This window comes from Pseudomonas berkeleyensis, from assembly GCF_014109765.1.
Taxonomy (GTDB): Bacteria; Pseudomonadota; Gammaproteobacteria; order Pseudomonadales; family Pseudomonadaceae; genus Aquipseudomonas; species Aquipseudomonas berkeleyensis.
Genome location: NZ_CP059139.1, coordinates 973,250 through 993,022 on the forward strand (window position 1 = coordinate 973,250; position 19,773 = coordinate 993,022).

A 19,773-nucleotide genomic window follows, 5' to 3' on the forward strand; every position below is an offset into this window, starting at 1 on the left:
CCTTCAATTGGGTTCCAGGCGCAGAGCCACGTGCAGTTCGGTGCGTTGCGGGTGTGAGCTGATGCGGAACTGACCGCCAAAGTGCTCGACCCGTTCGCGGATATTGCGCAGGCCGATACCGCCGTGGCTGTGCTCGATATGATCAGGGTCGAAGCCGACACCGTCGTCGCGAATGCGCAGCTCGATCCGTCGCGGCGTGCCATGCAGGTCGATTTCCACATGGCTGGCATGGGCGTGCCGTTCGATGTTGGTCAGCGCCTCCTGGAGAATGCGAAACAGCGCCACGGTCACCCCGGTGGGCGGGCGCGCGTCACCCAGATCGTTATGGTAGTCGACGGTCAGGCCACTGCGTTGAGCGAACTCCGATGCCAGTTGACCGATAGCCGAGGACAGGCCGAGGGTGTCCAGCAGGGAAGGGTGCAGGTCGTGGGAAATACGCCGCACTTCGCCGATGGCGCCTGCCAGGTGCTCGATGCCGCGGTGCAGGGTGGCGCCGGCACGAGCGTCAGCGGTATCGAGCTGCTGGGCGGCCAGCTCGAACTGGAACTTAATCGATACCAGTTGCTGGCTGATGCCGTCATGCAGCTCACGTGATACCCGCGAGCGTTCTTCCTCCTGCGAGGTGACGATGCGTTGGGTGAGTTGCTGCAGTTTGCGGTCGGCCAAGCGGTGCTCGCTGACGTTGAGAGTCAGGCCGCTGGCGTACACCAGCAAGACGGCGATCAGCGCCACCACACCAATGGTCAGCACGGTGCTGTAGAGGCCGTCGGTCACGTCGCTACGTACCTGGCGGATGGCCTGTTCGACGTCATCGAGATAGATGCCGGTGCCGAGCATCCAGCCCCAGCGATCGAGCATCACCACGTAGGCGAGCTTCTCGGATTCCTCACCGCTGGAGGGCTTGCGCCAGCGATAGGGCTGGAAACCGTCGCCCTCGCTGGCGCTTTTCAGCAGTGCCTGGATCACTGGCAGACCGCGGCCGTCAGTCATGTTCCACAGATCGCGGCCGACCAGTTCGCGCTGACGCGGGTGCATCAGGCTGCGGCCATGCTCGTCATAGACGAAGAAGTAGCCATCGCTGCCGAAGTTCATCCGCTGCAGCACATCGAGCACTTGCTGGCGGGTCTGCTCGTCGTCGCCACTCTGGTAAAGCGGCTCGATGGTGCTGAGGGCGAGGCCTACGTAGTGGCGCAGCTCGGCCTTCTTGCTGCTCATGATGCTCTGTTCGATCAACTGCGCCTGTTGTTCGCCCAGGCGCTGGTTCTGCAGCATCACCAGCAGGCCGACCACGGTGACCGCGAGCAGCAGGGGCAGGAGGCTGAGGGTGACGATCTTGTGCTTGAGCTGCATGGCATCGGGCAGGGGTAGGGCGATGCCATAGGTTCGGCCCTTCATGACGACCACGCAAGAGCTGGGTTATGAATCTCGACGTTTTGCGTAGTGGTCTGTCTGATCTGTTCCGGGCTTAGTGGACACTGATTTAAGGTGGATAAGGCTCACCGCAAGGAGTGTCCATGACTCGGATCAGAGGGGGAGATGGCCGCTGTACGCCGATAGCCGCAAGAAGGGCTGCGGCACTCGGGGCTGCGCCTAGGGCCGCCAAGCCTTGCTGCAACGATACCGCATCGTCCCCTGCCATTATTTACCTGCCCCGACATTGTCGGCGCAGACCCGTGAGCGTTCTTTTAGAGTGCTTAGGCGTACTCTTCTGAGTGCGCCTAAGCTGCTTGAACTATTGGTTCGGCTTAGGGGTGAATTGGGTATTCTCCGTCGTAGCAAATGATGTAGTTCATCACGAGAAACGGTTGGCGGTTTTCGTGCGCAGCACCATTGCCTACCGGAGATATTGCAGAGGGGCTCATGCTGACTTGGGGTGTTGTTTGCGGTACGAAGCTTTTTTGGCCTGATCCAGGTACATGGCCGATATAGTTATCGGTTGCAGGCGTTTGCACATAGGCTGTAGGGCCTGCTGACGAGGAACCGCTAAACAAGGCATGGTCATGAGGTGGAATTTGACTGGTGGTCAGAGTGATGCTCTCAGACCCGAATGTGGCGCCGAAGGCGCGGTTGGTCAATCCTGTGCCCTGGCCGTAGCAGGCAACGGCCTTGCCCTGTAGATCCGGTAGCTGGAAGTTTTGGTTCTGTATGCTTCCTCCGAACCGGTTACCCAATATGGCAAACAGTGCCTGAAATTGGGAAATGTTTAATAGCTGACCATTGCACAGTAACCACCCGTCCGGTGCCCAGTTCCAGGTTATGATCCGGATTTCTCCGATAAATGCATCATCCATGTCATTCTCCGTATTTATCTGAGCTTCTGCTTATTGGAAGTTGGGGAATAGGCCAACTGTGCAGATGATGTAGTTCATCGCAATTGTGGGCATGATGTTGGCGTGGCCCTGGCTACCACCGGGAGCTGCACCCAGAGCCGCGTCGTTCATTGGCGATTTGGCGAAAACTACAGCGCTTTCTGGCATGTAAAAGCCCAGTGCAGGTTTGCCAAGTAATGGTCCACCTTGCGGGCTTGTCGTTGTGGCATCGGCCTTGGTTGCATTGACGACATGATTATGAGCGGGAAGATTTGCTGTGGTGATGGTGACAGTCTCAGTGCCTACCGTCTGGCCGATGGTGTAATTGACCGTGGCTTGAGGATCCTTGCCAATATGCAAAGGTAGTCTGCCGCGAAGATCGGGTAACTTGAAGTTGGTTTTTCCGTCGCCGCCGTAAATATTGCTGATCAGAGCGAAAAGTATCTCATTGCCTACAATGTTGAGTGTCGCTCCATTGCACAAGGCCCAGCCGCTTGGAGCATAGTCTCCGGCAAATAGGCGAATCTGACCCACATAAGCGTCCATGGTGCTTCCTTTTTTTGATGGCTATTGCGGTTGTCCGTATTGATTCAGGGGCGCATCGGGTAGAGACCCACAGTTGCGATACAAAACTGTAGCGCAATGGAGGGTTGTCGGTTTTCGTGTGGCTGTGAACTACCTGTTATTGCCATGCTGTCTGAGGCGAGAGCCTGTAGTGTGGAGGTACCGGCAGCGTAAATAGATGTCACGGATTGGGACAACATATTGTTAGCCGGATTGTTATTACCTGGTGGCAAATCCACTGCATACATTTGATGGGTATGGATGGGAATCTGGCTAGTAGCTAATGTGACGCTTTCCAGCCCCGCTGCCAGTCCCATGATATAGGCCGGTGCGGCGGTTGTGCCCTGATTGACGGTCACCCTGCCGCGCAGATCCGGTAGGCCGAATGTGGTTTTGCCATCGCCGCCATAAACCGAGCCTAGTAGACTAAAAAGCGCGGCATATTGGTTGACGTTTAGTATTTGACCATTGCACGGTAGCCATCCCTGAGGAATGCGGTCAAATGCAAATAGGGTGATCTCACCTACAAATGGATCCATGTTTTTTTCCTTGTGTAGGAAGCCTTCGAGCATATTGTTTATAGGCAAGGCTATAGACTGCCTTGCTCATGAATAATATGCATAAAGACTTCATCGTGTTTTTAATAATTTCCTTTTCATTAATGCGCCTGCTTTTTCAGGCGCTCTTTTACTGTAGTACTGGTTGGGAATTTTACAAATGAGAGATGGCGACTCTCATGTAAAGGAGAGGGCTATCTGAGGTTGGAAAGAGAGGTGGTTGGATGGACGGAATTAGCGGGATGTGCTAGAAATATGTACTTGATAGTTGGCGCCTGGCGCGTTGGAGGGTTGTGATGAAAATTGTTAATGATCAAGTGACTGAAGATTTGGGCCGCGAGTCGGATGCTGTGCGTAAACAGTGGAAGGCACCGGTTGTCGAGGTACATGAGGTTGATGATCTGACCATGGCAGGCTCCACCAACACTTTTGATGGTGCTGGTGGCTCTAGCTAAGTGGTTGTGGTTTGTAGTGACGAGACGAGTGGTCTTCCTGAAGGCTGACAAGCGTTATATCTGGGGTGGTTTCAGTAGGGCGTTACAATTTTCACTCGTCTCGTTTTCGTCAGTGGAACCATAGTGGTCGATGAGAAGAAACTCTTCTCTGATTGCTATGAGTGTATGTTTTTTGTTGCGGCCATGTTTATAAAATGACCGGCTGCGATAAGTCGCAGTAGTTTGAAGTTTCTTTGGGTTTCATTGATTCTGTCTGGCGAAGAAGAAGCCGTTAACTGACTCTGAATGAATGGTATGTCGAGAAGGCTACATGCCAGCGGTTGCTTTCGAAATAAATCGAGCTCGCGATAAAGTTCATGCTGCTCTTTATTCATTTTGTATTGCCAGTCCGATCCTTGCTTGCCTTTTGTGCGGGAGTTAATTGTTGCGGATGGCCAGTAGCGTTTTAGTGCTCGTCTTAGTAGCCAACGATTAGTGCCATTTTTATGGAATTGCTCTACTGGGATCGATTGGCAGTAGTTAATCAGGCGTATATCTGCGGTTGGGTCGCGTCCGTCAACTCCGCTAAGTGCTAGTCGCCCCTTACCATACTCTGCACTGTCTAGCCGGGTCAGTACCTTCTTGCGCCATTGCCGGCTTTCTTCTCGGCGCGTAGTCATATTGGGGTAACGTCCTAGCTGGCGGCAATATTCCTGCAGTATTGGGTCTGCCAAAAGACTGGGATTGATCCCTTGTGCGAGGGAAATGTTTCCCCTGATCCTTTGTATTGTTGGCTCAAGGAAACTCTGAAGCTTGCCGGGTAGAGAGGGGGCGAGCATCTTGTAGAGGGTATGCAGTCGTGCGCGGTTACTGATACCGCGCAGTTGAAAGTTAAGCTGTTGCAGTAAATCCGATATCTTGCATTCTCGCAGAAGCGAGTTGAGTACATGGTCGCCATGGTAGCTGATGGTGAAGTTGCCCAGGTCGCCAACTAATAAAGTGGTTGCTCCTTGTGTTGCTGAAAGTCTGGCAATATGCATATCCCAGAGCAAATTCACTACATTCTTGGCTGGGCGATTATAGAGTCTGAACATCTGCTCCAGCATATCCACTATGCTGGCTTCGTCGGTTCTGACTAAATGATGGTTGATGTTGGGGAATAAGGCGGCCACCTGCGCTGCCAGGGGGCCTTCGTCCAGTACTTGGTTGGAAGAGGTTGGCAGTCCTACCGGATTGGGTACGGATGTAAATGCATGCAGGCTTTGGCTTGTTTCTGCCAGTTGACGAGCCGCTATGCTGCTGATTGTGGCGCTATCGAACCCTGCGCTTAATTGGCTGGCTATACCACCTGTTGAGCGGAGGCGGCAGCGCACGGCCTCTTCGAGTTTTTCCACGAAAGCATCGACATAGTCATCATCGGATTTGAAATAAATACGCTCTTCTGTTGATGGTTCCCAGTAACGTCTGGAATGGTAGGTGCCGTCAGCATGAAGGAGCGCCCAATGGCCGGGCAACAGGCGTTTGATATTCGCAAAGTAACTGTGCTCTGAAGTATCTGGTAGCAGAAGCAATAGATCGCGTATCCGCTCTTCATCTGGGGCTGTCGCTACTTCGGGTAGTGCCAGCAATCCTGCTGGCATGGAAGCAAAGCCAAACCAGCCATTACCTTGGTGATAGAAAAGAGGGCGCTTGCCCATCTGGTCACGGGCGATAAAGAGGCTTTGCCGCTCTTTATCCCATATAGCGAAGGCAAAATCTCCTAGCAGATGATCGAGTAGTTGTTGCTCCCATTTCTCATAGGCAGTCAGTAATACATCGGCATCCGCCATGTGTTTCAAGCGGACAGAGGGGATGTTCAGTTTATGGCCGAGCTCTGCGCGATTATCCAGGCGGACATCAGCAACCAGCACAAATCTTCCATTGCCACCTTGTAGAGGTTGATGGTCGTGGTGATCTTCTGGCAGAAGCCTTGTAAGACGACTGCCCAGCGCTGCATGCAGCCCATCCCACATCCCTTGTGCGTGACGGCCATAAGGCTCTAGAGCTGCGTGAACGATGCTGCAGCGCCTGGCGGCATTAGGGGTCTTGTCTAGCTGGATAAGCCCGCAAATAGCGCTCATTGTTTGTCCTTAACAATCTCAGAGATATCCAAGGCGTCGCATGACCTGACCGTGATCGTGCTCGATTTGCGCAACTTGTGCAGGTGTTAGCACCTCTTTCCAGCCTCCGGCCTTGCCTGAGCGAAAGAAATGCCTACCTGGCGCCATGGTCTCTTTGAACCCGTTCTGTGTTTCCTGCTTCTTCAATTCGCTGAAGCGAGTGTTCAGGGCTGCTTGTTCGTAAATTTCGATTGTCTTGTCTAGCCCCGCGTGATGTGCGATACGCGCCCCCTGTTGGACTGGATCCGCAAGCATGTCTTCATAGCGCACCAGAAGTGGAGAGGGATGGGCCTGATCGAGCCAGCTTTCCACGTGTTGACTCCAGGTGAGGAGTGGTTGGCTTGTATTGGGTGTGAATTTCGTGGCGTTGTAGCTTAGAGCTGAGCTGGGGTTGGCCATGCGTTTTATGGCGTAGTCAACGGATTGTCCAAGGTGATGGGCAAAGGAGATGGCCACGTCACGTGGGTCACGCACGATATAGATACTGGAGTGGGTCAGCTCCGGAGGGAAAAGTGGCAGCCCTTCTGAATTACGTACCCAAGCATCGTGAACCTTGTGCAGGCTTATGCCCTTGACTAGGCGACTGTAGGTGGTCATGGCCACAGGTCGTGCTGACAATATCTCTTCCTGTGTTAGATCTGCCGTAGCGATGCCGAGCAAGTCATCCAGAAAATAGCGAGACGAGGGTTGTGTGACGATATCCAACTTATTGATATCTATGGGGCGGCCATCTTGTTTGACACTGCTCAGAAAGGCCCTTACCCAGGTATTGCCGGATTTGGGATAAGACGCCAGCCAGATAAAAGCACTCATGATGCGGCTACATGCTCAATCAGTTCGATAGTGCTATCTAGCTGCGAGAGGTCATCTGGGCGTTGCAGAACCATTACTGGAACCTTGCTGATCAATTGCCCCAGCTGCTTGAAGTAGGTCTGTTCTGCGCCAAGCAGTCGTGACAAGCGTTGTCGATAAATATGTGTGCGAAGTTGGGCGAGCGCGCTGATTTTGTCTAGCGGTAATAGTTCGGCAGAAGCAATGTATTTTCTAGGGGCCAGGATAATAATGGTTTGTAGTCGGGTGGGAAGATTGTTGAAGTCTAAATTTGCTGGGTAGTGGAATTTCTGCAGGCCAGTCCTTGCCTTGCTGAGATTGTTGGTCTGAATGGTCAGCGCATCAGCAGCATCTTGCCATAACTTTATGCTTGGAAAGCCGGGCTGTACTTCAGTTCTGAGTGGATCTATGACACTAATGTCGTCGCATAGAAGCTGGTGGCCGCGTTTGATCAGTGCTGTGGCGGTGGTTGATTTCCCTGCGCCAGACTGTCCTACCAGGGTAATCGCAGCATTGCCTATCCTGACGGAAGCACCATGTAAGGGTAATGCACGTCTTTGATGGCAAATCAATCCTAGAGCTGGGCCCAGTAGGAAAGTCATGATCTCTCCCTGTGTGGTTTCATTGCCTGCTTCTATGATTATATGTTGTCCTGCTGATACCAGAATTGACAATCTGCTGCTTATGCGTATGAGCGCTTTTTCATTGGAGTAAAGAGTCAAGAATGGGCTGGAAAATAAGACTGGCTGATCGATGGAGGGGATGGCTGCATGCGTAACATGAATATCAGGTATGAGTTGGGGCGAGTTAAGTATGCCCAGCAGGGGGAGGGGGCTATCTGAGCGTAGGTGCCATCCACATAGGGAATAATCAAACATGGCGTATCTTGCAATCCCTTGTTGTACTTGATGTTGTTAAACAAGTGTGCGAGACACGCTTATTCGTGGATTTCTATCAAGTGATTCTCTGCCAGCATGGTAAGGACTTTGCAAACGTCCGCCTGTATGGTTTTCAGGTCAGCATCGTAGTCATTGGCCAAGGCGCTGCATAAGTCTAATAATAGTGGCTGGCTGTCGAGTCGATTCCAGATGTCCGTACTTATATCGTCGAAGGCAAAGTATTTGCCGGAATCAACCCCCAGTAGGACGATCTTGCCATCTATTTCTGATGCGAGCTGATCCAGTCGCTTGCTGATCCGTGCATTGAGTGAAAGCATGCTCGTATTCCCATCCTTAAAATACTTTACAAGGTTATGATTTATATTGCGCTTTGGGGCATATATTGCTGGTACTTGCACCAGTATAAAGTTCTATTTTCAACATGCAATCGCATGGACTCCAATAATGTTGGGCGCTCCGTTACGCCAGCTGTTTCACAACGGCGCGGTTCTACTCTGGTGCCAGCGAACCGGCCATTGGTGACCCTAGAACAGTAGTGGTGGGGGATTGGCGTAGCTTGAGCTACAGAGCGATTGGTGAGGCTGCCTGTTCCTGGCATCGGCAGCGCAAGCGCTGGTCTACGCTTCTACGTAGTTATACGCAATGGCTTCTGGGTAGTTCTGCGAATTCCGCCGGTTGGCGCATATCCGGATAGTGGTCAGGCTCCCTCGGAGTACCCACAAGAACAATGATCGCCGTCGCCCAAGAGGCTTCGGTAGGAGAGCTGCAATGACCCGAATTGCCGGCCATGCCGTCTGGTTCGCCGTCGCGTTGCTGGGCGCCTTCGCCCTCGGCACCGTTGCGTTGAGCCGTGGTGAATCCATCAATGCCTTATGGATCGTGGTTGCCGCCGTAGCGATCTACCTGGTCGCTTACCGCTACTACAGCCTGTTCATCGCCAACAAGGTGATGGGGCTGGATCCCTCCCGCGCTACACCCGCTGTCGTCAACAACGACGGTCTCGATTACGTCCCCACCAACAAGCACATCCTCTTTGGTCACCACTTCGCCGCCATCGCTGGCGCAGGTCCGCTGGTGGGCCCGGTGCTGGCTGCGCAGATGGGCTATCTGCCCGGTACGCTGTGGCTGATCGCCGGCGTGGTGCTGGCTGGTGCGGTGCAGGACTTCATGGTGCTGTTCCTGTCTACGCGTCGCAACGGTCGCTCGCTGGGCGACATGGTGCGCGAGGAAATGGGCCGGATTCCCGGCACCATCGCGCTGTTCGGTTGCTTCCTGATCATGATCATCATCCTTGCGGTGCTCTCGTTGATCGTGGTCAAGGCCCTGGCCGAAAGCCCGTGGGGCATGTTCACGGTGATGGCGACCATTCCCATCGCAGTGTTCATGGGTGTGTACATGCGCTACATCCGCCCGGGCCGTATCGGTGAAATTTCGCTGATCGGCGTGGTGCTGCTGCTTGGTTCGATCTGGCTCGGTGGCGTGGTCGCGGCCGATCCGTACTGGGGCCCGGCCTTCACCTTCACCGGCGTACAGATCACCTGGATGCTGATCGGCTATGGCTTCGTCGCCGCCGTGCTGCCTGTGTGGCTGATCCTGGCGCCGCGAGATTACCTGTCGACCTTCCTCAAGATCGGCACCATCCTGGCCCTGGCGGTCGGTATCCTGATCACCATGCCGGAACTGAAGATGCCGGCACTGACCCAGTTCATCGACGGTACCGGCCCGGTATGGAAGGGCGGCCTGTTCCCCTTCCTGTTCATCACCATCGCCTGCGGTGCGGTATCGGGCTTCCATGCACTGATCAGTTCTGGCACCACGCCCAAGCTGCTGGCCAACGAAGCCCACGCGCGCTACATCGGTTATGGCGGCATGCTGATGGAGTCCTTCGTCGCCATCATGGCCATGGTCGCCGCGTCGGTGATCGAGCCGGGCATCTACTTCGCCATGAACAGCCCAGCCGCACTGGTCGGTAGCGACGTGCAATCGGTAGCCGCCACTGTCAGCAGCTGGGGTTTCATGATCACCCCCGAGCAGCTCGAGGCCACGGCTCGTGACATCGGCGAGCACAGCATCCTGGCCCGCGCCGGTGGTGCGCCGACGCTGGCCGTGGGCATCGCGCAGATCCTGCACAGCGTGCTGCCGGGTGAGAACACCATGGCCTTCTGGTACCACTTCGCGATCCTCTTCGAAGCACTGTTCATCCTCACCGCGGTGGACGCCGGTACCCGTGCCGGGCGTTTCATGCTGCAGGATCTGCTGGGCAATTTCGTGCCGGCGCTGAAGAAGACCGAGTCCTGGGCTGCCAACATGATCGCCACCGGTGGTTGCGTTGCGCTGTGGGGCTGGTTGCTGTATCAGGGCGTGGTCGATCCGCTGGGCGGCATCAACACCCTGTGGCCGCTGTTCGGTATCTCCAACCAGATGCTGGCGGGTATCGCGCTGATGCTCGGTTGCGTGGTGCTGATCAAGATGAAGCGTCAGCGCTACGTCTGGGTCACCCTGGTGCCGGCCGTATGGTTGCTGATCTGTACCACCACGGCTGGTCTGATCAAACTGTTCGACTCGAACCCGGCGGTTGGCTTCCTGGCGCTGGCCGACAAGTACAGTGCGGCGATTGCCAAGGGTGAGGTGATCGCTCCGGCCAAGGACATGGCGCAGATGCACCATGTACTGTTCAATGCCTATACCAACGCGACGTTGACCATACTGTTCCTGTTCGTGGTGATGAGCATTCTGTTCTACGCGATCAAGGTCGGCAGGGCAGCGCTGGCCAAGCCGGAACGCACCGATCGTGAGGCGCCGTATCAATCGGCTGCCGAGCTGAGCTAAGGAGCCCGTCATGTTCAACGACCTCGCCCGCATGGGCCGCTACCTGGGCCAGGCTGCCCGTATGCTGGTGGGCATGCCCGACTACGACACCTATGTCGAGCACATGGCCAACAAGCACCCGGATCAGCCGGTGATGAGCTACGAGGCGTTCTTCCGTGAACGCCAGGAAGCGCGTTATGGTGGCGGCAAGGGCAGGCCGGTTCGTTGTTGCTGATCCCAGCGTAACTTCAACACGCCACGCTTGCCGTGGCGTGTTCATTTTCAGGGGAGACGCTGGGCGTATAGCGCTTGCTGTCTTCGAGGATGTATCGAATGTCTCAACTGCCCATTCCCGTCACCGTGCTCACCGGCTTTCTCGGTGCCGGCAAGACCACTCTGCTGCGCCACATGCTCAAGGCCGAGCACGGCCTGCGTCTGGCGGTGATCGAGAACGAATTCAGTGCCACGCCCATCGACGGCCAGTTGCTCGGCGATGAGCCGGTGAAGCTGGTTACCCTGGCTAATGGCTGCGTGTGCTGCTCGATCCACGTCGAGCTGGAGAAGGCGCTGTTCCTGCTGCTGGACAAGCTCGACAGCGGCGAGCTGGTCTTCGACCGCCTGGTGATCGAGTGCACCGGCCTGGCCGACCCGGCACCCGTGGCGCAGACCTTCTTCGCCACCGAAGAACTGGGCGCGCGCTACCGGCTCGACGGCATCGTCACCCTGGTCGATGCGGTCAACGCCGAGCGTCACCTGAGCGAGACCATCGCCCAGGCCCAGGTCGGATTCGCCGATCTGCTCCTGCTGAGCAAGACCGACCTGGCCGATGCCGCCAGCGTCGAGGCGTTGCGTACGCGGCTGCAGCGCATCAATCGGCGTGCGCCGATCCAGGTGGTCGAGCATGGCCGTGTCGATCTCGAATCACTGCTCGATTTGCGCGGTTTCGAGCTCGATCCCACCCCGGCGCGCGGCCTGACCCTGCGCCCGTTGGCACCTGCGACGAACACGCCTGATCGCATTCGCACACTGGTGCTCGAGAGCGCCGAGCCGGTCGATCTGGAGCGCCTCAGCGTGTTCATGGAAGGCTTGCTGGCGCGCTTCGGCGATGCGCTGCTGCGCTACAAAGGCGTGCTCGCGGTGGCGAACGAGCCACGTCGCCTGGTGTTCCAGGGCGTGCTGCGGCTCTACAGCTTCGATTGGGACAGTGAGTGGGCGGCGGACGAGGCGCGCGAAAGCGTGCTGGTATTCATCGGTGACGATCTGCCCGAGGACGAAATCCGTCAGGGTTTCGCCGAAGCGCTCGGGCAGCGTTGATCAGGGGATGTCGCCGAGGGCGGCAAGCTCTCGCTCCAGCAGACTCTCGTCGCCGAGGTTGAGTTCGACCAGGCGACGCAGATGGCTGATCGAATCCAGGTCGATATGGCGGCAGACGAAGCCGAGGTAACCGGCCTGGGTTCGGGTCAGCAGGACTTCCATCTTCACCCGGGCCTCGTCGCCGAGCTGGATCTGTGCCTCGAACGGCTGATCCGGATCGGCGTTCCAGCCTGCCGGCGTTTCCACCATCAGGCCCTTGAGCGACAGGTCGTGCAACACCGCCGACCAGCGCCGCTCGCCTTGCACGAGTACGGTGGGGGCGTCGAAGGCGATGCGCTGAAAACGCCGACGCTCGTTGGCTGTATCACTCATTCCCGAACTCCGATCTGCAGGTTTCCCCACACTATAGCCAAGGCGGCTGTCGGCGGTCTCGAATTGTGTCGAGTTGCACGAACGGTAGCGCTGGTTGTTTGACAGCTGGGGCGACCTGACCAAAGCTCCTTATGCAGTTTCAATCAATCGATATGACGGGGCGATAGATATGAGCAAGCGAATGTTGGGCAAGGGTCTGGTTTTTGGCGTCCTGAGCATGGCCAGTGTAGGGGCGTTCGCCGACGCGGCCGGGGGGAATGGCTGCGGTTGGGGCAACATGCTGTTCGAAGGACAGCGCGGTATGGCTCCACATTTCCTGGCCACCACCACCAACGGCACTTTCGGCAACGCCACCTTCGGCATGACTTCCGGTACCAACGGCTGCGATACCAGCGGTGCACTGGGCTACAACGGCCGCTCGATGCTGGCGATGAACGGCATGCTCGACTCCATCGCCGAAGACATGGCCATGGGCCAGGGCGAGGCGCTGGATGCCTACGCGACCTTGCTGGGTGTCGAGGCTCAGGATCGTGCGCATTTCGCCAAGGTCACGCACGACAACTTCGGCAGCATCTTCAGTCAGGCCGATGCCACCAGTGAGCAGGTTCTGGCGGCAACCCTGCAGGTGATGAGTCGCGACGCACAACTGGCGCGTTACGTGAAACAGCCTGCGTAGGCACGTCCGCTTCGTGGTTGGTGCGCACGGCGCACCCTACGGTTTCGAGCCGATCCAGTAGGGTGCGCCGTGCGCACCAGCTGTATCCATGCACCACAAGGAAATCGACCAGGCAAAAAGAAGCCCGCCAATTGGCGGGCTTCTTCGTTTCAGGCTGAGCCTTAGTTGCCGTAAACCGGGAACTTGGCGCACAGCGCTTTGACCTGCTCACGCACACGGCCTTCGACTTCGTCGTTGCCGATGTTGGCCAGCACTTCGCAGATCCAGCCCGCCAGCTGACGGCACTCGTCTTCCTTGAAGCCGCGGGTGGTCACGGCCGGCGTGCCGATACGCAGGCCGGAGGTGACGAACGGCGAGCGCGGGTCGTTCGGTACGCTGTTCTTGTTCACGGTGATGAAGGCGCGGCCCAGGGCAGCGTCGGCATCTTTACCGGTGATGTCCTGCTTGATCAGCGAGAGCAGGAACAGGTGGTTCTGAGTACCACCGGAAACCACGTCGTAGCCGTTGTCGATGAACACCTTGGCCATGACCTGGGCGTTCTTCACCACTTGCTGCTGGTAAGCCTTGAACTCGGGCTGCAGGGCTTCCTTGAAGCACACGGCCTTGGCGGCGATGACGTGCTCCAGCGGACCGCCTTGGGCACCCGGGAAAACCGCGGAGTTGAGCTTCTTCTCGATCTCTTCGTTCTTCTTCGCCAGGATCAGGCCGCCGCGCGGGCCGCGCAGGGTCTTGTGGGTGGTGGTGGTGACCACGTCGGCGAACGGCACCGGGTTCGGGTATACGCCAGCGGCAACCAGGCCGGCCACGTGCGCCATGTCGACGAACAGGTAGGCACCGACCTTGTCGGCGATGGCGCGGAAGCGGGCGAAGTCCAGCACCTGCGAGTAGGCGCTGAAACCGGCAACGATCATCTTCGGCTTGTGCTCGACGGCCAGGCGCTCGACCTCGTCGTAGTCGATCAGACCGGCATCGGTGATGCCGTACTGCACGGCGTTGTACAGCTTGCCGGACGAGGAAACGCTGGCACCGTGGGTCAGGTGACCGCCGTGAGCCAGGCTCATGCCGAGGATGGTGTCACCGGCCGACAGCAGGGCCAGGTAGACCGCGGCGTTGGCTTGCGAACCGGCGTGCGGCTGGACGTTGGCGTAGTCGGCACCGAACAGCTCCTTGGCGCGGTCGATGGCCAGTTGCTCGACCACGTCGACGTACTCGCAACCACCGTAGTAACGCTTGCCCGGATAACCCTCGGCGTACTTGTTGGTCAGCACGCTGCCCTGGGCTTCCATCACCGCCGGGCTGGTGTAGTTTTCCGAGGCGATCAGCTCGATGTGTTCTTCCTGGCGTTGGGCTTCCTGCTCCATGGCAGCAAACAATTCGGCGTCATAACGAGCAAGGTTCAAATCACGGCTGAACATGGCAATCCCCTGAAAACCAGTTGGGCGGAATAAAGAGGGGGCGGATTCTACCGCAAAGGTCGCAATCAGGCATATGAAGGTCGGTCATGAGGCTGACAAATGGCCTTCATCTAGCTGTATGCCTGATTAGTCCAGGGTTGCAGCGTGTCGCCCGGCGATGTAGCCAAATGTCATGGCCGGCCCCAGGTTGATCCCGCCGGACGGGTAATGACCGCCCAGGGGGCTGGCCATGTCGGTGCCGGCGGCATAAAGACCGACAATCGCCTGGCCACTATCGTCCAGTACACGGGCCTGGCCGTCTGTACGCAGCCCGGCAAAGGTGCCGAAGCAGCCCGGTTGTACCTTCACTGCGTAGAACGGGCCGTGCTCGATGGGCGCGACACAGGGGTTCGGCCCCTTGTGGTTGGCGTCGCCGTTGCGGCGGTTGAACGGTGTGCTGCCGCGCCCGAACTGCGGGTCTTCGCCCTGGCGTGCATGACGGTTGAATTCGGTGACGGTAAGGGCAAGGCCTGCCGGGTCGATGCCACAGGCCGTGGCCAGCTCTTCCAGCGTGTTGCCGCGCTTCAGGTAACCGTTGCGGATATGCGGCCACAGTGGCACTGGTGCCGGGCGCGCGAAACCCAGGCCATAGCGACGCTGAAAGCGGTGGTCGCAGATCAGCCAGGAGCAGGCTTCCTGATCCTCGGGGATGGCCTTGAGCATGGCGTCGACATAGTCGTAGTAGCCGCCGGCTTCGTTGACGAAACGCTGGCCGTTTTGCAGCACGCCAATGATGCCGGGCTTGCCGCGGTCGATGATATGCGGGAAGTGGCCGACGCTGCCGTCAGGGTAGGGCACCTTCGATACAGGTGCCCAGGCCACGGGGGAGCGCAGGTCGTCAGCGACGTGGCCCCCGGCTGTTTCGCCCAGGCGCAGGCCGTCACCCGAACAAGACACGGGCGGCAGGGCGAGGTTGTCGTGACCGCTGGCGTCACGCGGGAACATCGCCTTGCGTCGCAGTGGGTCGTTGGGAAAACCGCCAGCGGCCAGCACCACGGCTTTGGCGCGGATGGTCAGCTCCTTGCCGGCATGCTGCACCACGGCACCGCGCACGATGCCGTTTTCGACGATCAGGCGCTGCGCCGGCGTGGACTCCATCAGTTGTACGCCAAGATCCTGCGCCGAGCGCGCCAGGCGCGCGATCAGCGCCACGCCGTTGACCAGATGCATGGCGCGGCCATAGCGGGCCAGGTGGTAAAGGTGTGTGGTGAAACGGCGGATCACATGCAGCAACGCCTTTGGCGAGCGCGTCATGTTGAGAAAGGCGGCGAGATCCGCCCCCGCCATGATCGGCATGCCCATGAAGGAGGTTTCGCGCATGGTCTTGCGCAGCCGCGGCAGCAGATCGAGCACTTCGCGACCGTCGTACGGAGCGGCGATCACCTGGTGGCCTCCGGTTGCAGCGCCGGGCGTATCGCCGTGCATGTCGGGGATGCCGTTGCCGTCGACGAACTGCAGCGCGGTGTGCTGCTCGAAGAACGCCACCATGTCCGGACAGTTTTCCAGGAAGGCATCGACCAGCTCGGGACGGTAGTGCTCACCCAGCTCGTTGCGCAGGTAGGTGCGCGGCTGTTCGATGTCCTCCACGATGCCGGCACGTTTGGCCAGCGGATTGCGCGGCACCCACATCCAGCCGCCGGACCAGGCGGTGGCTCCGCCCAGTACGGGTTCTTTCTCTACCAGGATCACCCGCCGACCCAGGTGGGCGGCGCTGACGGCAGCGGCCAGCCCGGCAGCGCCGGAGCCCACCACCAGCAGGTCGCAGTCGAGGTCGGTGTGAGGCATGGCAGTGTCTCCGAGTATTTTTTAATTTATTGGAACTTGGTTCCAGATTTTATGAGTAAGTTGCCCGAAGGCCAAGCACGAAAAAACTCAGTCGCTCGGATGTCGTTCGTTTAGCGGCCAGTCGGCACTGAATCAGTGGCTGCCGAGGCCGTATCTTGGCCGTTGACCGAGATACGGCTTGAGGGCGGGCGACCACCTCAGGTGCGAAAGCGGCCGATCTGCACCTGCAATTCACCACCGAGTCTGGCCAGCTCGGCGCTGGACAGCGCGGTCTGCTCGGTGGCGCTGGCGCTCTGTTCGCTGATACCGCGTACGTTATCCAGGCTGCGATTGATCTCCATCGCGACCGCGCTCTGTTGCTCCGCGGCACTGGCGATCTGCTGGTTCATCTGTTCGATGAGCGCCACCGCCTGGTTGATCTGGCCCAGGGTCTGGCCGGCGACCTCGACGCCTGCTACGGCGCTCTGGCTCAATTGCTGGCTGGTCTGAGTCTGCGCCACGGCCTGCTGCACGCGTTGTTGCAGGCGCTCGATCAGGGCTTCGATTTCGCTGGTGGAGTCCTGGGTACGACGCGCCAACCCACGGACTTCGTCGGCGACCACGGCGAAGCCACGGCCTTGCTCTCCCGCGCGCGCGGCTTCGATGGCGGCGTTCAGCGCGAGCAGGTTGGTCTGCTCGGCCACCGACTTGATCACGTCGAGGACGCTGCCGATGCGCTGGCTTTCCTTGTGCACCTGATCGACGGTCTCTTCGGTGCGCATCACTTCCTTGGCCAGGTGTTCGATCTGCCCGATCACTTCGCGCACCAGGCGGTCACCGTCGCGCGCCTGCCGCTCGGCTTGCTGCGCTGCTTGCGATGCCTGCTCGGCGTCGCCGGCCACCTGCTGCACGCTGCCGACCATCTGTTGCATGGCGCAGGCGGTCTGGCTGGATTCCTGGCTTTGCTCCCTCACGCCTGCACGGGTCTGCTCGCTGACCGCTGAAAGTTCTTCGGCCGCTGCGGCGATCTGGCTGGCGCTGCCACCGATCTGGCCGATCAGTTCACGCAGGCTGTCGCGCATCTCCTGCAGGGCGGCTAGGAGCAGGCCGACCTCATCGCGACGCAGTGGCAGGCGTGCGCCATTGAGGTCACCGGATGCAACCTGCTGGGCCAACTGCAGGCAGTCGCGCAGCGGCGTGACGATCATCCGGCGGATCAGCCAACTGGCCAGGAAACCCAGCAGCAGGGCGATCACGGTCAGCAGGGCCAGGCCTTGCAGCGACCGTTCGTTCTGCTGGCGCATGTCCGCCTGTTGCTGGTGCAGCAGCTCTTCACCTTGCAGCAGCATGCGCTGCGCCAACTCGGCGAGTTCGATGCCGCTCTGTTGCTCGGCCTCCAGACTACGGCGGTAGTAATCGAACGACTCGCGGTAGCTGTCCAGCGCCCGTAGCGCTTCGTCGAGCGATGCCTGCTGTAGCGTGGGCAACTGGGATCGCAGTTGTTGCGCGGTTGCCGTCATGGCATCGAGGCGTTCCTGCCAGAGGCCGGCCTGCTCGGTGGTGCCGTACTGAATGAACTGACTTTCCGCCAGGCGCAGGCGCAACAGGTCACGGGCCAACTGGTTGGCGATCTCTGCCTGGGTAACACTGTCGTCGGAGCGATTCTCGCCCTCGAACAACTGGTCGCGGATCGAGTTCAGTTGATCCTGGGCGACCATTTCGAACTGGATCAAGGCCTCCTCGGCACGTATCGCCATGCCGGTCTGGGTGGAGGCCGATTTCGCTTGGGTCTGCCGCAGGTGCTCGAAGCGCTGCAGATAGGCGTCGTTGCCACTGCGCAGGGTGTCCAGTTGCTCGCCACCATCCGCGAGTCGATCCAGCTGTTCGGCAATGATGGTGTGCTGAGCCGTGACCTGGTTATGCAGGCCGGCTTGCGGTGCGAGCAGGTGATCCTTTTCCAGCAGACGCAGTTGCAGGATCTGTTGTTGCAGCAGGGTGACCTGACTGGCGTGTTCGGCGTGCCGGAGGATGTCGCTGGCTGTGCGCCAACCGCCCAGGGCGACCGCCAGGGTCAGCAGCATGACCAGGGAAAAGCCCAGCAGGAGCTTGTGGCCGACCTTGAGGTCGGCAGTGCGTTCGATAATCCAGCGCATGGTGGTAATTCCTCGAACCGGTTGCACGTGAGCAGAACGCCGAAGGCGTCGGCCCAGGACGGCACCTAGGGGTAAAAAAAGCCCGTCACGAGGACGGGCCGAAGGTGCCGTAACACATAGGAGTCAATCGGTTAACAATGCCGCCCGGTACTTACAGGATCGACAGCGGGTAGTTGATGATCAGACGGTTCTCGTGCAGATCCTGGCCCACGTCGCGGCGCACGTCGGAATTGCGCCAGCGGATGCTCAGGTTCTTCAGCGAGCCTTCCTGGATGGTGTAGGCCAGCTCGGACTCGCGGCCCCACTCTTCACCGTCCTTGCGGCCGTCGGTAGCGTGGATGCTGTTGGCGCTGACGTAGCGGTTCATCATGGTCAGGCCCGGGATGCCGAGACCGGCGAAGTTGTAGTCATGACGGATCTGCCAGGAGCGCTCGTTCGGTGCGTCGTAGCTGTTGGTGAAGCCGTCGTTGACCAGGGTGCCGCCGCTGGTGCCATCGACACGCATGAACTTGGTGTCGCCGCCCATCTTCTGGTAGGCCACCATGAAGGTGTTGTTACCGATCTTGGCGGTGAGTGCGCCCTGGTAGACCTTGTTGTCCAGCTTGCCGGCCTTGGCCGCGCCTTCGTCCTTGCCGGTGACGTAGCCGAGGTTGGCACCCAGCACCCAGTCACCGACCGGTTGGCTGTGGGTCAACTGCACGTAGCTTTGTTTGTAGATGTCTTCCAGACGCGCGTGCCAGACGCCGACCATGGTGTTGTTGCCGTTGAAACGGTATTCACCACCGGCGAAATTGAAGTCGTCACCGGCGATATTGTTGTAGGACATGTCCTCACGGCTGGCGTCGTGACGCTGGCTGTTCTTCCAGAACTGGCCGCCATACAGGGTCAGGCCGTCGATCTCGTTGGAGGTCAACTGGGCGCCCTGGAAGGTCTGTGGCAGCGAGCGGCCGTCGTCGGCACGCAGGATCGGCAGCACAGCGAACCACTCACCGACCTTCAGCTCGGTCTTGGACAGCTTGGCTTTGGCGGCTACGGCAGTGCGGCCGAAGTTATCGGCGGCCTGGCCATCGTCGTGGATCGGCAGCAGTTGGGTGTTGGCGGCGCCACGGTTGCCGTCCAGCTTGATGCTGTACAGGCCCAGCACGTCGAGGCCGAAGCCGACGGTGCCTTCGGTGAAGCCGGAGCGGGCATCGAGAATGAAGCTCTGCGTCCAGCCTTCGGCCTGGCCCTGGAGCTCGCCCTGAATCCGCGGGTCGGTGCTGTTGAGGTAGTTGCGGTTGAAATAGTAGTTGCGCAGGCCGAGGGTGACCTTGGCATCTTCGACGAAGCCGGCGGCGTGGACGCCGCCGACAGGCAGAGCGGCGATGACGGACAGGGCCAGTGCGCTGGGCAGCAGGCGAGTGACGGTGGTTTTCATTGTTTTTCTTCCTGTGTTGTCGTTTTTCAGGGTGCACGACCCCCTCCGCGCAGGCAGATACG

General features: G+C 58.8%; 18 protein-coding genes and 1 pseudogene. 5 read left to right on the plus strand and 14 right to left on the minus strand.

Features of this window, described 5'->3' with window-relative positions; all coding sequences use genetic code 11:
• Positions 1–3 precede the first annotated feature (3 nt).
• The 4 genes from HS968_RS04465 to HS968_RS04480 form a co-directional block, all read right to left on the minus strand.
• The gene (locus HS968_RS04465; RefSeq protein ID WP_182371573.1) at positions 4–1,350 is read right to left on the minus strand and encodes a cache domain-containing protein; all 1,347 of its coding nucleotides are present in this window, start codon (positions 1,348–1,350) and stop codon (positions 4–6) included.
• Positions 1,351–1,745: 395 nt separating this feature from the next.
• Positions 1,746–2,291 (minus strand): phage tail protein, encoded by a 546-nt coding sequence (locus HS968_RS04470; protein WP_119695297.1) that lies wholly within the window; start codon positions 2,289–2,291, stop codon positions 1,746–1,748.
• A gap of 30 nt (positions 2,292–2,321) precedes the next feature.
• Positions 2,322–2,855, minus strand: a complete 534-nt coding sequence (locus tag HS968_RS04475) for a phage tail protein (RefSeq protein WP_119695296.1) — start codon at positions 2,853–2,855, stop codon at positions 2,322–2,324.
• Between the two features lie 44 nt (positions 2,856–2,899).
• Positions 2,900–3,412, minus strand: a complete 513-nt coding sequence (locus HS968_RS04480) for a phage tail protein (RefSeq protein WP_119695319.1) — start codon at positions 3,410–3,412, stop codon at positions 2,900–2,902.
• Positions 3,413–3,726: 314 nt separating this feature from the next.
• Here HS968_RS04480 and HS968_RS04485 point away from each other — a divergent pair, with 314 nt between their 5' ends.
• Positions 3,727–3,885: a hypothetical protein gene (locus HS968_RS04485; RefSeq protein ID WP_170965275.1), complete on the plus strand. Its 159-nt coding sequence runs from the start codon at positions 3,727–3,729 to the stop codon at positions 3,883–3,885.
• Between the two features lie 155 nt (positions 3,886–4,040).
• On the opposite strand, the gene HS968_RS04490 is transcribed toward HS968_RS04485, so the two are convergent.
• Genes HS968_RS04490 through HS968_RS04505 form a run of 4 tightly spaced genes read right to left on the minus strand, consistent with a single transcriptional unit; the run spans position 4,041 to position 8,070 of the window.
• Complete coding sequence (locus HS968_RS04490; RefSeq protein WP_182370330.1) at positions 4,041–5,984, minus strand: asparagine synthetase B family protein; 1,944 nt, start codon at positions 5,982–5,984, stop codon at positions 4,041–4,043.
• Positions 5,985–6,002: 18 nt separating this feature from the next.
• A complete protein-coding gene (locus HS968_RS04495) occupies positions 6,003–6,836 on the minus strand; it encodes a sulfotransferase domain-containing protein (RefSeq protein ID WP_182370331.1) in 834 nt (277 codons plus the stop codon).
• Positions 6,833–7,732 (minus strand): phosphoenolpyruvate carboxykinase (ATP), encoded by a 900-nt coding sequence (locus HS968_RS04500; RefSeq protein WP_182370332.1) that lies wholly within the window; start codon positions 7,730–7,732, stop codon positions 6,833–6,835. The genes HS968_RS04495 and HS968_RS04500 overlap by 4 nt, the downstream gene beginning before the upstream one ends.
• A gap of 59 nt (positions 7,733–7,791) precedes the next feature.
• Positions 7,792–8,070, minus strand: coding sequence for a PqqD family protein (locus HS968_RS04505; RefSeq protein WP_119695292.1), 279 nt, complete (start codon positions 8,068–8,070; stop codon positions 7,792–7,794).
• 451 nt (positions 8,071–8,521) lie between these two features.
• Between HS968_RS04505 and HS968_RS04510 the strand changes: the two genes are divergently transcribed.
• From HS968_RS04510 to yjiA, 3 genes are all read left to right on the plus strand, one after another.
• Complete coding sequence (locus HS968_RS04510) at positions 8,522–10,582, plus strand: carbon starvation CstA family protein (protein WP_106738815.1); 2,061 nt, start codon at positions 8,522–8,524, stop codon at positions 10,580–10,582.
• A 10-nt stretch (positions 10,583–10,592) separates the two neighbouring features.
• Positions 10,593–10,796: a YbdD/YjiX family protein gene (locus HS968_RS04515; protein WP_119695291.1), complete on the plus strand. Its 204-nt coding sequence runs from the start codon at positions 10,593–10,595 to the stop codon at positions 10,794–10,796.
• Between the two features lie 98 nt (positions 10,797–10,894).
• On the plus strand, positions 10,895–11,875 hold the full coding sequence (gene yjiA, locus HS968_RS04520; protein ID WP_182370333.1) for a GTPase: 981 nt from the start codon (positions 10,895–10,897) through the stop codon (positions 11,873–11,875).
• On the opposite strand, the gene HS968_RS04525 is transcribed toward yjiA, so the two are convergent.
• Positions 11,876–12,247, minus strand: coding sequence for a PilZ domain-containing protein (locus tag HS968_RS04525; RefSeq protein ID WP_179623871.1), 372 nt, complete (start codon positions 12,245–12,247; stop codon positions 11,876–11,878).
• A 169-nt stretch (positions 12,248–12,416) separates the two neighbouring features.
• Between HS968_RS04525 and HS968_RS04530 the strand changes: the two genes are divergently transcribed.
• A complete protein-coding gene (locus HS968_RS04530; RefSeq protein WP_182370334.1) occupies positions 12,417–12,923 on the plus strand; it encodes a DUF3015 domain-containing protein in 507 nt (168 codons plus the stop codon).
• Positions 12,924–13,084: 161 nt separating this feature from the next.
• Here the strand turns inward: HS968_RS04530 and glyA are convergent, their stop codons facing one another.
• The 5 genes and pseudogenes from glyA to HS968_RS04550 form a co-directional block, all read right to left on the minus strand.
• Positions 13,085–14,338: a serine hydroxymethyltransferase gene (gene glyA / locus HS968_RS04535; protein ID WP_106738820.1), complete on the minus strand. Its 1,254-nt coding sequence runs from the start codon at positions 14,336–14,338 to the stop codon at positions 13,085–13,087.
• Positions 14,339–14,464: 126 nt separating this feature from the next.
• On the minus strand, positions 14,465–16,162 hold the full coding sequence (locus tag HS968_RS04540) for an FAD-dependent oxidoreductase (protein WP_182370335.1): 1,698 nt from the start codon (positions 16,160–16,162) through the stop codon (positions 14,465–14,467).
• Between the two features lie 197 nt (positions 16,163–16,359).
• The gene (locus HS968_RS26605) at positions 16,360–17,223 is read right to left on the minus strand and encodes a methyl-accepting chemotaxis protein (RefSeq protein WP_407681652.1); all 864 of its coding nucleotides are present in this window, start codon (positions 17,221–17,223) and stop codon (positions 16,360–16,362) included.
• 39 nt (positions 17,224–17,262) lie between these two features.
• Positions 17,263–18,294, minus strand: a pseudogene (locus HS968_RS26610) (methyl-accepting chemotaxis protein); the annotation flags it as partial.
• Between the two features lie 151 nt (positions 18,295–18,445).
• The gene (locus tag HS968_RS04550) at positions 18,446–19,711 is read right to left on the minus strand and encodes an OprD family porin (protein WP_182370337.1); all 1,266 of its coding nucleotides are present in this window, start codon (positions 19,709–19,711) and stop codon (positions 18,446–18,448) included.
• Positions 19,712–19,773 lie beyond the last annotated feature (62 nt).